Consider the following 14428-nt stretch of genomic DNA (forward strand, 5'->3'; position numbering starts at 1 on the left):
GGGGAAATGAGCCAAACATTTGAAAAAGCGACGTTCGCAGGAGGCTGCTTCTGGTGCATGGTGACGCCGTTCGACGAGCTGCCGGGCATTAACGGGATCGTATCCGGCTATACGGGCGGTCATGTGCCGAATCCGACCTACGAGCAGGTTTGCTCGGAAACGACGGGACATCAGGAGGCCGTGCAAATCACGTTCGATCCGGACCTGTTCCCGTATCGCAAGCTGCTCGGCATCTACTGGCAATCCGTGGACCCGACGGACGGCGGCGGCCAGTTTTTCGATCGCGGGGAGTCGTATCGCCCGGTCATCTTCTACCATAACGAGGAGCAGCGGCAAGCCGCCGAGGAGACGAAGGCGGAGCTGGACGCCAGCGGACGCTTCGACAAGCCGATCGCGGTGACGATCGAGCCTGCCTCCGAATTTTACCCGGCCGAAGACTATCATCAGGATTATCATAAGAAAAACCCGCTTCGCTACAAAATGTACCGCAAAGGCTCCGGGCGCGACGCCTATATCAAGCGGCACTGGAACACGGACAAGGATAAGGAAGCGCTGCGCTCGCGGCTCACGCCGCTGCAGTTCGAGGTGACGCAGAACAACGCGACGGAGCATCCGTTCCGCAACGAATTCTGGGACAATCACCGCGAAGGGCTGTACGTGGATATCGTATCCGGCGTACCGCTGTTCAGTTCGAAGGATAAGTTCGATTCCGGCTGCGGCTGGCCGAGCTTCGCGAAGCCGCTCGAATCGGGCGGCGTCCGCGAGGAAGAGGATCTCACGCACGGCATGGTCCGCACGGAGGTGCGCAGCCGCGAGGCCGATTCGCATCTCGGCCACGTGTTCAACGACGGTCCGCGCGAGCTCGGCGGCCTGCGCTATTGCATTAACTCCGCCGCGCTGCGCTTCATTCCCGTCGAGGACCTCGAGCAAGAGGGATACGGACGGTACAAGAGCCTGTTCGGCCAGGCTTAACCCGCCGCGTCTTTTATCGGACCGTTAAGCAGTTTTCGCTGCCTAACGGTTCTTTGTTTAGAAAATCTTTATAAATGCTTCAGCTTTACCAAATGTTTGACCGACTGGTTTTTTCTATACTGAATGGAAAACGGAAAAAGGGGGGGACCGGATGAACGCCGCTCAGATTCTGATCGCAGACGACGACCGGGAGATCGCGGACCTGATCGCCATCTATCTGCTGAACGAAGGCTACCGCGTGCTGAAGGCGGCGGACGGCCGCCAGGCCCTGTCGCTGATCCGGTCGGAATCGGTCCAGCTCGTCATCCTCGACGTGATGATGCCCGAGATGGACGGGCTCGAGGTGTGCCGCGCGGTGCGCGCCGACGATGCGGTGCCGATCTTGATGCTTAGCGCCAAGGCAGAGGATATGGACAAGATCATGGGGCTGATGACCGGTGCGGACGATTATATGGTCAAGCCGTTCAACCCGCTGGAGCTCGTCGCCCGGGTCAAGTCGCTGCTTCGCCGTACGTTCGGACTGAACGCCAGGCTGCGGCACAACCGCGAGGAGGACGACATCCAGATTCAGTCGCTGCGGATTAACAAGAAGACGCACACCGTCATGGCGGAGGACAAGCATATTAACCTGACCTCGACGGAGTTCGATATTTTGCATTTGCTGGCGAGCCATCCCGGGCAGGTGTTCAGCGCCGAGTCGATCTTCGAGGCGGTATGGAAGGACAAGTATCTGGAATCGAACAACACCGTCATGGTGCACATCAGCAACCTGCGGGACAAGCTGGAGCACGCGCTGGACGGCGCCAAGCCGATCCAGACGGTGTGGGGAGTTGGTTATAAAATTGAACCCTAATCCGCTGCTCGGCCTGCGATTTAAGCTGCTGATCCTGGTCGCGTTCAGTCTCGGGTTCGCGGGCGGTACTGCGATGCTGTTGTACGTCCTTGCCGTCCAATTCGATATTACGATTCTGAATGCGCTGGCATGGTGGTTTTACGAACGCTTTGGCAGGTCGATCACGCTCGCGCTCGCGATTCTCGGGCTGTTTATCGTCTATTTGTTCGTCTTCAGCCATGGCACCATCCGTTATCTGCTGCGGATCACGCAAGGGGTGGGCGAGATCGCCGAAGGAAAATTCGACAGCCGCATCCCCGTCCGGACGGGCGACGAGCTCGGCGTACTGGCGGATCGCATCAATCGCATGAGCGAGCAGCTTAAACGCGCTATCGAGGAAGAGCGGCGGACGGAGCGTGCCAAGACGGAACTCGTCACGAACGTCTCCCACGATCTTCGCACGCCGCTTACCTCGATCGTCGGCTATTTGGGACTGATCGAGCAGGACCGCTATCGCGACGAGGTCGAGCTGCGCCATTACACGGGCATCGCGTACGACAAGGCGCTCCGGCTGCAAGGATTGATCAGCGACCTGTTCGAATATACTCGCACGAGCGCCGGGCTGCCGCTTCGGCTCTCCCCGCTCAATCTGGTCGAGATGCTGGGGCAGCTGGCCGTCCAGTTCCGGCTTCAATTCGAGCAGGCGGGCGTCGAAGGCGTAACGATGCTCGCGGAGAAGGAGCTGATCGTGTCGGCGGACGGCGACAAGCTGGTGCGTGTGTTCGAAAATCTCGTCGACAACGCCATTCGGTACAGCAAGGAAGGCGGTAGAATCGAAATCAAGGCGCGGCGAGAAGGGACGGAGGCGGTGGCGGAGATCGTGAATTACGGCGAGCCCCTGCCGGCCTCGGCGATCCCGCTGCTGTTCGACCGATTCTACCGGATGGAGCAATCCCGTTCTCGACATACCGGCGGATCGGGCCTCGGGCTTGCCATCGCCAAAAATATCGTCGAGCTGCACGGCGGCAAGATCGCGGTCAGGAGCAGCGAGGCGGGCACGGTGTTCCAGGTGCGGCTGCCGCTCGCGACATAGTTTATCTTAACGATTTTTGCTGGAAGCGCCGGATCGATGCCGATCCGGTTTTTTGACGTCCGTTTTCTCCGAATTTCGATTTGCGCCGGTTTATTTTCGGCCTTTTGCTCCTATTCCTTCCCGGCATGCACAGAATTGAACGAATCGACGCAATTTGAAGTATACATAACCGCGCTGGGACGCTAGATTTAGGCTGCGGCGGTCGTGCAAATCGCATTGCGACGAGCGTTTCCGAACGCGAAGCGCGCAGCGAAAGTTGCTGGCCGCGAAGCACGCAGCATCGGTTCAGTTAAAGGAGTGCGCAGGATGAAGAAACTGAAAGTCGGAATTATCGGCGTGGGCGAGATCGCGCAAATCATTCATTTGCCGATTCTGCAATCGCTGCCGGAGCTCTACGAGATCGTCGCCTTGTGCGACATCTCTCAGCGGCTGTTGAACGTAATGGGGGAGAAGTACGGCGTCAAAAACTTATATGCAAACGCTGCGGATATGCTCGACCGGACCGCCATGGACGCTGTATTCGTGCTGAATAACATGGAGTACCACACCGAATGCGCGATTGCGGCGCTCCAAAGAAATATTCATGTATTCGTAGAAAAGCCGATGTGCGTGACTGAAGCGGAGGCCCGCGACATTATTCAGGCCCGCGACGCTTCGCAAGCGCAGGTGATGGTCGGCTACATGCGCAGATTCGCGCCGGCTTACCTGCGTGCGCTGGAGGAAGTGCGGGAGCTTGGGCCGATCAACTATGCGCGGGTCCGCGACATGATCGGGCCCAACGCGTACTTTACCGGCCAGTCCGGCACCCATGTGTACCGGTTCGACGATATCCCGGCCGAAGCGGCTAGGGACCGCAAGGAGCGAAACGCAAGATTGATGAAGGAAGCGATCGGCGAAGCCTCCGGCGAAGAATACGCCGCTTACGGTCTGCTGCTTGGTTTAAACAGCCACGATATATCCGCGATGCGGGAGATGCTCGGCATGCCCCTGCGCGTGAAGGCGGCCGCGTCCCGGCAAGGCGGCAGATTCAAAAACGCCATTCTGGAATACGACGGCTACGATGTCATGTTCGAGACCGGCGTCGACGGGCAGGGACGTTTCGATGCCCATATCGAGGTGTTCGGCGAGCAAAGATCGATTCTCGTTCAGTACGATACGCCCTACCTGCGTCAATTGCCGACGACGCTTCGGATCCGGGATACGATCGGGCATGCGCTGCAAGAGACGGTCATTCGTCCGACCTATAAGGACGCGTATACATGCGAGCTGGAACATTTCTATGAGGTGGCGGCCAACGGTTTGTCTCCCAAGACGACGCCGGAGGACTATGTACAGGATCTGGCGATTATCAAAATGATCATGGATGCGGTCAGGCGGGGGGCGTAGCAATGGTGCCGACAGGACGACCGGAAACGAAAAAGGCTCTCCGGCGGGTCACGCTGGAAATGAGTTTAAAGCCGTTTACGAGCATGGCGCTGCCTGCAATCGAAGCGGTATGCGAAGAAGCGATCCGGCAATGGCTGCCGCTGATCGGTATGGCGGACGGCTGCTCGATGCTGCTGTGGGTGGCCGACGGCAGCGAGATTCTGGAATGGGACGGCAACGGGGAGCGCGAGATCGAGTGGGGGCGTTATATCGGCTTTGCGAACGAGGATCGGTTCGGGCATATCCAACCGAACGATCCCCGCATCGCCAAGCTTTACCGTCCCGACGCCTGCGAGATTACGTACGATAACCTGCGTACGATCGTCGCGGCATTCAAGCGAATCGCCCGCGACCGGTTCGGCGTCACGATGGAAGTGGGCGCCACGTTCGATGCGGGTCCCGAATTCGCCTATTCCGACTTTAAGTATACGCGGCATCCGGAGATCAACCGGGCGAAGCTGGGAGGCAAAGAGGTCGCGCTGAAGGCCGATTATACGGTCGTCTGCACATGGTCTGAGCTTTGCGGGGATTCGGTCGCCTATGCGGCCTATCCGGACGGCATTCCCGAGGGCACCCCGTTCGGCGAATTTCTCGGACGCCAGTGCGCCAGCTTCCTCCCCGCGCTCGGCTTCGATTATATTTGGTTTTCGAACGGCTTCGGCTTCTCCTATTTTCCTTGGACGTATCTTGGCGCGAACTACGACGGCACCTCGATGCCGACGGCGGACTACCGGGAGCTGGCGGACCAGACCCTGTCGTTCTGGGAACATTTCAAACGGGAATGTCCCAGCTACCGCACGGAGGTGCGCGGGACGAACTTCGGAACGGGAATGGATCTGGCCAAGGATTTCATTCCGCTGCAGGAGATGTACCGCAGAAAATATATCGAGCTGCCGCCTCCGAACTCGCCTTGGGGCGCGCTCAACTTCGACTTTGGCCTGGAGATCGCGTCCTATATGTCACGCATTGCGGTATTGCCAGGCGAGACCTACCCTTATCGCTTCTATCCGAACGATCCTTGGTTCTGGCAGAACCCCTGGTGGGATCTGTACGACCGGGAGCCGCACGATATTTATTGCCCGCTGTCGGTCGCACGGATGAATGGTGACGGCGAGCTTGAGAATCCGGGCATTATCGAGCTGCTGACGATCGACACGGAGAAAGGCGAATTGAACGCGGATTGTCCGGCGGAGGTCATTCCCCACCTGCGCAGGGCGATCAAGGACTTTCCCGACCAAGCCGGCATTCTGACCTGGCTATATCCGTTCAGCGAGTACCATGCCGCCGTTGAAAAGTCGGAGGAAGCCGCCAAGTCGATCTTCTTCGAGGAATGGTTCGTGCGCAACGCGGTGAACGAGGGGCTGCCGCTCAATACGGTGCTCAGCACGGACGACTTCGCGGCGATGCAAGGGGGAGCGCAGGGCAAGCTGCGGGATACGATCCTATGGACGCCGGCGTCCTGGCTGACGGGGGCGAATGCCGCAAGGCTTGCGGCTTTTGTCCGGGAAGGCGGAAGGGCGATTGTCTACGGCAGTGCCCTGGATCCGGAGCTGCAGCAGATGCTGAACCTCCGGCAGGATGAAGGGCTTCAGGGAGAGCTTCAGCTCTCCAGTACGCTGCCGCAGGACCGATTGTCCGAGGCTTCCGCTTCCTCCGCCGTCTTCCTGCACGATCCGCTGATCGGCGGAGGCGCGCTGAGCGAAGTGCTGGACCATGCGGACGATCCCGGCACGAAGGTATGCGCGACGGGCAGCCAAGGCGATCGGGTGCGCGTGTTGGCACTGACGCGGGAGCTGCCGGCATGGAACGGCGGCAAGATCGGATGGGTTCGCGGTTCCTTGCCGTTCGAATCGGGCGCCGTATCCCATCTGCCGAACCGACAGCCCGAGCGGTTCAAGGACCTCTCGGTTCTCGCCCGCCGGCTGCTTGCCGAGTTCGGGTACGAGCTGCAGCAGGTCAAGCAGGCCGAAGCGGATAAGCCGCCCCTCCTTTTCGTGACGCGCAGCGACAACGGATTTTTGTTTACGGGCTGCCGTCAGGATACGTCCGTGACCCTTCGTCTGCGCTTCCCCGAAGGGGTGCCCGCGATTATCGGCCAGACGACGAGGGCGGGCGAAGATGCCGCTCCGTATGCGCCGGACAGGACCTTCCACGACGAATGTCGCGTCTTCGTCAAGCAGCGTGAGACGACCTCCGTCTCCTGCCGGGAGCTCGCGCCCGGACCGACGCCGAGGAAGAGCTCGGAGCGGATGCTCTTCGTCGCAGGTCTGCGGGATGCAGAGGTGACGATTTATCCGCCGCTGGCAAGCCTGCATGCGGGTCGCGTAGAAGTGCGTGGCGAGACTGCGTATCTGGATCTTGCGGACTGCATACGGGGCGATCGACTCGTGTTGACCGATATCAGCGGCGCGATCGAGATCACATGGTAGAGCCGATAGAAACGATAGAAATGTCAGAGAAGGGGGAAATCGGGTGAAGCACAAGTTTGCGGTGCAGCTGTACACGCTGCGCGAGGCATGCGAGCGGGATTTTCCCGGGACGCTCCGGACGCTCGGCCGGATGGGCTGGGCCGGCGTCGAAACGGCCGGTTTGCACGGCCATGCGGCAGCGGAGATCGCGGAGGTGCTGAGAGAAGCGGGACTGAAAACGGCGGGCATGCATATTTCCGTCGAGCGTCTGCGCGCAGAGCCGGACAGCGTCAAAGCGGAGGCGAGAGCGCTCGGCACCAACCGATTGATTTGCCCGTCCGTGCCGCATGAATGGCGCAACGAGCAGGGCTATATCCGACTGCGCGAGGAATTGAACGCGGCGGCGCGCGAGCTGCGGGGCGAGGGGTTCACGGTCGCTTTTCACAACCACGCCTTCGAATTCGAGACGCGCGTCGGCACGACGGATGCTCTGTCTTATCTGCTCGAGCCTGCGCCCGACAACGCCATATTGGCCGAGATTGATGTATACTGGGTGAGCAAAGCCGGAAAAGACCCGGCGGCATTCGTGGCGCCGTATCGCGGCCGCATGCCGACGATGCACCTGAAGGACATGACCGCCGACGAACGCAGCACGTACGCCGAGATCGGAACGGGCGTGATCGACTTCGAGCCCTTGCTTGTATGGGGGGAGCGCAGCGGCGTGGAATGGTATGTCGTCGAGCAGGATATCTGCGAGGGAGACGCGCTGGAAAGCGTTCGGATCAGCCTGGACAACCTGCATGCGCTGGCCGACAGACTGGGCGTCTAGACCGTTATATTAGATCAAAAGCAAGGGGCTGGCGGATGCCGGTCCTCTTCGGCATTTGGCACGCAAGGCAGCGAAGACTACCACCCCTGCCTCGAAGAAGGAGAGGAGATTCCCGCATGAAGCGATTCGGGGCCAAGGCTTACTATATCAAAATGCTTCTATGGATCAGCGTGGCGATTCTGCTCATCGTCGTCGTGCTGTCCGCCGTCGTCTACATCAACGCCCAGAAGCTGCTCGTCAAAAACGAATACGCTTCCAACCAGAAAATACTGTACCAAGTCAAATACAATATGGAATTCATGGATCAGACGATAGCGAGCCTGTGCCAGTCGCTTTATCTGAACAGCGACGTAGCCGCGGTCATGTACGCCAGACAGGAGAATATGGTCGAGGTGGCCAACAGGCTGAACAAAGTCACCAGCTCCGTCACCTCGGCCAATCCGTATATTCATTCGCTCACGATCTATAACCGGAATCTGGATCAGACGTACAATGCGGGCAGACCTTTGTTTTTTGAAGACCAGCTGCTGGGCGAACTGTACGATTCGGACCGGCTGCTTCCCAAGATGAAGCCGATTTTCCGCAACATTCAGAAGCTCGTGAACGGGAAGACCGAGCCTGAGTACGTATTCTCCTATATGATGTACGAGACATCGGCGAGCGATCAGAAGCCGGACGGCGTCATCGTGGTCAATGTCCGGTCCGAATGGCTGCTCGACAACATCGGCGAGATCAACATGATCGACAAGCGCAAGGGCGACAATATATTCATTATGGACCAGGCCGGCGAGTACCTGGACGACGGTACGGGCGACCGGGAGATCATGAAGTGGCTGAAAAGCGACTTTTCGGCCTACCAAGCCGCGCATCCCGAGGCCGATTCGGAAGGTTTTTTTCAGCGCAAGCACGGGGGCAAGCCGTATTTGATCACGTATTCGAACGTCGACGGCGCCGGTATGACGCTGCTCAAGACGCAGCCTGTCCTGGAAGTGTATCAATCGATCGACCGGCTCCGGACCAGCATTCTGCTCATTACGCTAATCGCTTTGCTGCTCGCTTTCGTCGTTTCCATCCTGATTTCCCGGACGATTTACCGGCCGATCGGCAATCTGGTGAACGCGGTGAAGCAGAACAGGCCGGGCAGATCGGTCGAGGCCGAGGGCGAGGTCGGCGACGAGATTTCTTATTTGAGCACCGTTTATCGGCAGTCCATGGAGGAGCTGAATCTTTTCTACAAGGAAAAAGATCAGTACAAGGATGTCATGAAGCATTATTGGCTGAGCCGGCTGCTGGCCGAGCGTTTTTCCATCCCGGAGCCCGAGCTGGCATCGTTGTTCAGAGAGATGAGAATTTCTTTGCCGCCCTTCGGCGCGTATGCGGTCTGTTTGATGAAGATCGACAACTACAAGGAATTCCAGCAGCGCTTCTCCGCGCGGGACAAGGAAACGATCCGGTTCGCCCTGATCAATATCGCCTCCGAGATCGTGGCCGGCAAGTATGCGAACGAAGGCATCGACATGAAGGAAGATCATGTCCTGCTGATCGTCAGCGTACCGGAGACGGGAACGGCCTGGCAAGACGGACTCGCGGCGCTGATCGCCGAGGCGCAGGACAATTTCTCCCGTTTTTTCAAGACGACCTTCACCGCGTCGATCAGCGGCAAAGCCGAGGCGCTCAGCGGATTGCACGCGCAGTACACGCAAGCGATGGACCAGTCGATGTACCGTTTGCAGCTGGGCCATGGCGCCGTCATCACGCAGGAACGCCTCCGGGGATGCGCCGACAACAAAAAAACGGGCTACTCCAAGGAATTGGAGGAATGGCTGATGGAGACGATCAAGTCGGGCAACGTCGCCGCGATGCGGGACGTGCTCTCGAACCTGTTCGAGGAGATGGCGGCGCTCAATTACCATAACGCCCTGATTTCGATCCTCCGTCTCGCGGATGCCGTAATCGAAGGATTGGACAGGGCCAAGGTCGCGGCGGCGCCTTCCCTGCAAAAGGCTTCGATCGGCAGGCATATCCTGGAGAAGGAGACGATGGCCGAGATCGAGCGTATCGTCTGGGGCGGCTTGCAGGATTCGTTCAACAAGGATCCGTCCGAGGAGACCGAAGCGCTCAACTACTTTGTCGTGGATGCCGTGACGGAATACGTTCACCGCAATTATCAGGATCCGTCCTTGAGCCTGTCCTCGATCGCATCGATGATGAAGATCTCCTCGCGAAGCTTGAGCAAGATCTACAAGGAAGCGACGCAGCTGTCGATCGCGGATCTGATCAACGGCGTGCGACTGACCAAAGCGGCGGAGCTGCTCATTCAGGAAGACTTGAGCGTCTACGAGATCGTGCAGAAGGTCGGCATTACGAACGAGACGTATTTTTTCAGCCTGTTCAAGAAGAAATACAAGATGACGCCGAAGGAATACGCGCTGCAGCGCAATGCGAACCAGATCAACTAGCGTTGTCCCTGCCGTCGTCGTAGGACCGCGGAGTCATTCGGAGTCCCGCTGAACAAGTCCGCTTGAAAAGCAAGGTACAGTCCCTGGGGAAGCTCAGGGACCGTACCTTTTTTGTGCATGGCATTATCCGACAAGATGTTTATTTTGGGAGGACCAGAAAGGATGAATTTGGGAGGAAGTATGCGGAAAGTTAAATGCGCTTTCGGCTTGCCCGGCTTTATGGAGGGGGCGGGATAAAAACCTGCATCTGTACATGTATTTTCTAACGGCTCGCGCCACCCCAAGAAATGCCTGCAAATGCGCAGGTATATTCAAAAAAAAAGCCAAAAATCCGGTTAGCGGTAAGAAATAACTGCGTTTTAGCATCTATCGCATACAAATGGGGCGAAAATGGCGAAAAAAGATGTATATTTGCAGGCATTGCCGCGAAAGAATGACGCCGGCAGCGATACGCTGGTTCGTGGGAACGGAAGTCGGACGAGTCAGCGGTAGTCGTTCCGCGCGCGGTTCTATTGCGACCACAGCACCTCCGCGACCGCAGCACCTCCGTGACCACAGCACCTCCGTGACCATAACACCTCCGCGCCCACAGCACCTCCGCGCCCGCTGCACCTACGCGCCCACAGCACCTCCGCGCCCACAGTATCTCCGCGACCTCCGCGACCGCAGCACCTCCGCGACCACAGCACCTTCGCCACCTCCGTGACCATAACACCTCCGCGATCACCATCTTGCACCGCCTTCCTTTAACTTGCGGCTTCGGGAATACGCATATTGCTCCGATCAAACGCTCCGTTGCGGCTTTTTATAGGAAAATACCGTTTTTAAAATATACATTCCCGCCTTCCGCGCCTTAAAGTTGGCTTATCACGACAAGCAATGCGAAAAGGAAGTGCGGTCACATGATCAGGACGATCAAAAGAAACTTCGGATTATCGATGTTGGCGCTGCCGGGATTTCTGCTCATTATTCTTTTTAACTACGTGCCGCTATACGGTATGCTGCTGCCTTTTAAGAGCTATCGCTACAATCTGGGCATCTGGAACAGCCCCTGGGTTGGCTTCGACAACTTCGGCTTCCTGTTCAACGGGGATGTGCTCTTCCGGGTGCTGAGAAATACGCTCCTCTACAATATGACCTTTATCGTGCTGGGCACCACGCTGTCCGTGACGATCGCGCTGCTGCTGTACGAGCTGAGCCGCAGATTCGTCAAAGCCTATCAGACCATCCTGTTTATCCCTTACTTTATTTCCTGGGTTGTGGCAGGCTTTGCCTTCCGCTCGCTGTTCGATATGGATTACGGCGTCATCAACCGCGTGCTGGTATCCCTGGGCGAAGAACCGATCCTCTGGTACAGCGACCCCAAGTATTGGCCTTACATTCTAGTGGCGGCCGCCGTATGGAAGGGGCTCGGATACGGTTCGGTTATCTACTACGCCGCCCTAATGGGCATCGATTCGGAGTATTACGACGCTGCCAAGATCGATGGGGCGAGCAAGTTCAGGCAGGCGATCTCGATCTCGGTGCCGATGATCAAGCCGATCGTCATCATGATGGTCATCCTGCAGATCGGCAGCATCTGCTACAGCGATTTCGGGCTGTTCTACAACGTGACGCTCAATTCGTCCCTGCTCTACAAGACGACGGATGTCATCGATACGTTCGTCTACCGGTCGCTGATCGACATGGGCGACATCGGAATGGCATCGGCAGCGGGCTTTTTCCAATCGATCGTCGGCTTCTGCCTCGTGCTCACGACCAATTACATCGTCAAAAAAATCAATCCGGAAAATTCTCTTTTTTAAGGAGTGCAGCCATGAACGGTTCCGTAACGGCCCTCAAGCGGAGTCAACCGACCGCCGGGAAAATGTTCATTCATCTCGTCTTTATCCTGTTGTGCGTGGCCAGCCTGTTTCCGTTTCTCGTCATCATCGGCACGTCGTTTCAGAGCGAGAACGACATCGTCAAATTTGGTTACTCGGTCATTCCGAAAAACTTTACGTTCGACGCCTACCGCGTCATCCTGCACGAGCCCAAGGTGCTGTTCCAGTCTTACTTCGTCACGATCGCGACGACCGTCATCGGCTCCCTGGTCGGGATGTGGGTGACGACGACTTACGCTTACGCGATATCCCGCAAGGACTATCGTTTCCGATCGTTTCTCGCCTTCTTCATCTTTTTTACGATGCTCTTCCACGGCGGGATGGTTCCTTCGTACATTCTGATGGTCAAGTGGCTGGGGTTAAAGAACAACATTCTCGCGCTCATCCTGCCCTATCTGATCAGCGGCTGGTTCGTGCTGCTGATGAAAGGCTTCCTCCAGACGATCCCGGAGGCGGTCATCGAATCGGCGAAGATCGACGGCGCCGGCGAACTGCGCATCTTCGCGCAGATCGTCATCCCGATCTCCAAGCCGGCCTTGGCGACACTGGGCTTGTTCTTCGCCCTTCAATATTGGAACGACTGGTGGCTGACGCTGCTTTACGTCGAGCACGACAACCTGATGAAGCTGCAATACTTGCTCATTCGCGTGCTGAAAAACATGGAGTACCTGAATTCGGCTGAAGCCATTCAATACGGACTGGTCAAACCGGGCATGCTCGTGCCCTCCTTAAGCGCCAGAATGGCCATGTGTATTTTGGCGGCCGGTCCGATGCTGCTCGTGTTCCCGCTCTTTCAGAAATATTTCGTACAGGGCTTGACGGTAGGCTCGGTCAAAGGGTGATAATTACAGCCGTGAGTCTTTTGAGCTTACGGCTGCTGATTATAAATGTAAGGCATATACAAGGGAGGCAATCCGAGTGAGTCCGACAATGGGGAAGAAGGCAAGATGGCTTGGAACGGGTACGTCCGCCATGCTGGCGGCGGCCATGATCGTAAGCGGTTGCAGCAGTTCGAAGGAAGAGGGCTCTTCGAGTCCGTCCGCAAGCTCCGGCGCCAGTGAGAGCGCGAGTCCAAGCGCCAGCCCGAGCGCCAGCGCGCCCGCTTCGCAGCCGGCGGATACCGGAGGCGATACCAAAGACTTCGTCAAGCTCAGCTGGTACATGCCGAAGCCGATCGACAATATGAAGGATCAAGCCGCCGTCGAAGCGGAAGCGAACAAGGTCATCAAGGAAAAGCTGAACGCGGAGCTGCATCTCAATCTGATCGACAATGCCGGCTGGGAAGACAAGATGAAGCTGATCTCCGCGGCGGGCGAGCCTTACGACATCGTATTTTCCACGTTTTCCTCCAATCGCATTAGCGACAATGTCCAAAAGGGCGCTTTCCTGCCCCTGGATGAGCTGCTGCAAAAGTACGGCCAAAACATTCTGGCGAAGGTGGACCAACGCGCCTGGAAGGCGGTTACGTATAAAGGGAAGATCATGGCCATTCCCGCGCAGACGCCGTACGCGCCAGCCGGCGCGCACGTTTTCAAGAAGGATATGGTGGAGAAGTACAAATTCGACTATAAGAGCGTCAAGAGCATCAAGGACCTGGAGCCGTTCCTGGCCGAGATCAAGAAAAACGAGCCGAACATGATTCCGCTCCTGGCCACGGCCAACGGTACCGCGGCGGGCGTCAGCTTGTACGACTATACGACGATCACGCCGGGCATCTCCTATAGCGAGAAGGACGGAAAGATTGTCAAGATTTTGGGCGTGCCCGAGAATAAGGAGAACTATAAGACGATCAACGACTTTTACAAAAAAGGCTATATCGCCAAGGATGCGGCCATCAAGACGGACTATCTGGCCGAAGCCAAGTCGGGCAAGTACGCGGTCATGCGCGATTCGGGCGGCTATACGGAGGACGGATCGAAGTCGACGGCGACTTACGGCTTCCCGACGGTAGAGACGCTGGCCGGCTACCCGACGATCTCGACCAACTCGATGACTTCCGCCGCGACGGCGATCAGCGCCACCTCCAAGAACCCCGAGCGGGCGATGATGCTGCTCAACGAGATCTGGGGCGACAAGTACCTGCTGAATACGCTGGCCTACGGCGTCGAGGGCAAAAACTATACAGTCAAGTCCGGCACGGTGAAGGATGACAATCCGACGATCGAAGCGACGACCGGCGCGGATCAGACTTGGGCGATCTGGCACAACTGGCTCGGCCCGCTGTGGGATCAATGGGATTCGAACTGGAACTCCACCGCAGCGCTTCAGGAGATGAAGAAAAACAACGACAACGGCAAGGCGTCGGGTATCCTCGGCTTCATCTTCAATCCGGAGCCCGTCAAGACGGAGATCGCTCAGGTGAGCGCCATCCAGAAGGAATCGAATCCGATTTTGACGACCGGCTCGATGCCGGACTTCGAGAGCTACTATACCGATCTTCAGAAACGATTGGATGCGGCGGGCATGGACAAGATCATGGCCGAAGCGCAAAAGCAGTTCGATGCGTGGAAGGCGGAAAACAGCTAAG

The 14428-nt window shown here is 57.6% G+C and carries 10 protein-coding genes; all 10 read left to right on the top strand.

The window, feature by feature from the left end:
* Positions 1-6: 6 nt before the first annotated feature.
* The 10 genes from msrB (at position 7) to KB449_RS36400 (ending at position 14427) form a co-directional block, all read left to right on the top strand.
* On the top strand, positions 7-972 hold the full coding sequence (msrB, locus tag KB449_RS03445; RefSeq protein WP_282907027.1) for a peptide-methionine (R)-S-oxide reductase MsrB: 966 nt from the start codon (positions 7-9) through the stop codon (positions 970-972).
* 151 nt (positions 973-1123) lie between these two features.
* Complete coding sequence (locus KB449_RS03450; protein ID WP_282907028.1) at positions 1124-1825, top strand: response regulator transcription factor; 702 nt, start codon at positions 1124-1126, stop codon at positions 1823-1825.
* Positions 1815-2897 (top strand): sensor histidine kinase, encoded by a 1083-nt coding sequence (locus KB449_RS03455; RefSeq protein ID WP_282907029.1) that lies wholly within the window; start codon positions 1815-1817, stop codon positions 2895-2897. Before KB449_RS03450 ends, KB449_RS03455 begins: the two co-directional genes overlap by 11 nt.
* Positions 2898-3203: 306 nt before the next feature.
* On the top strand, positions 3204-4283 hold the full coding sequence (locus KB449_RS03460) for a Gfo/Idh/MocA family protein (protein WP_282907030.1): 1080 nt from the start codon (positions 3204-3206) through the stop codon (positions 4281-4283).
* 2 nt (positions 4284-4285) lie between these two features.
* Positions 4286-6751 carry a hypothetical protein gene (locus tag KB449_RS03465; protein WP_282907031.1) on the top strand — a complete coding sequence of 822 codons (2466 nt, stop codon included), beginning with the start codon at positions 4286-4288 and terminating at the stop codon, positions 6749-6751.
* Positions 6752-6794: 43 nt separating this feature from the next.
* A complete protein-coding gene (locus tag KB449_RS03470) occupies positions 6795-7559 on the top strand; it encodes a sugar phosphate isomerase/epimerase family protein (protein WP_282907032.1) in 765 nt (254 codons plus the stop codon).
* A 116-nt stretch (positions 7560-7675) separates the two neighbouring features.
* Complete coding sequence (locus tag KB449_RS03475; RefSeq protein WP_282907033.1) at positions 7676-10018, top strand: AraC family transcriptional regulator; 2343 nt, start codon at positions 7676-7678, stop codon at positions 10016-10018.
* 902 nt (positions 10019-10920) lie between these two features.
* Positions 10921-11823: an ABC transporter permease gene (locus KB449_RS03480; protein WP_282907034.1), complete on the top strand. Its 903-nt coding sequence runs from the start codon at positions 10921-10923 to the stop codon at positions 11821-11823.
* A gap of 11 nt (positions 11824-11834) precedes the next feature.
* The gene (locus tag KB449_RS03485; protein WP_282907035.1) at positions 11835-12743 is read left to right on the top strand and encodes a carbohydrate ABC transporter permease; all 909 of its coding nucleotides are present in this window, start codon (positions 11835-11837) and stop codon (positions 12741-12743) included.
* Between the two features lie 76 nt (positions 12744-12819).
* On the top strand, positions 12820-14427 hold the full coding sequence (locus KB449_RS36400) for an ABC transporter substrate-binding protein (RefSeq protein WP_282907036.1): 1608 nt from the start codon (positions 12820-12822) through the stop codon (positions 14425-14427).
* Position 14428 lies beyond the last annotated feature (1 nt).

Origin of the sequence: Cohnella hashimotonis, assembly GCF_030014955.1 — a bacterium.
Classification (GTDB): Bacteria; Bacillota; Bacilli; order Paenibacillales; family Paenibacillaceae; genus Cohnella; species Cohnella hashimotonis.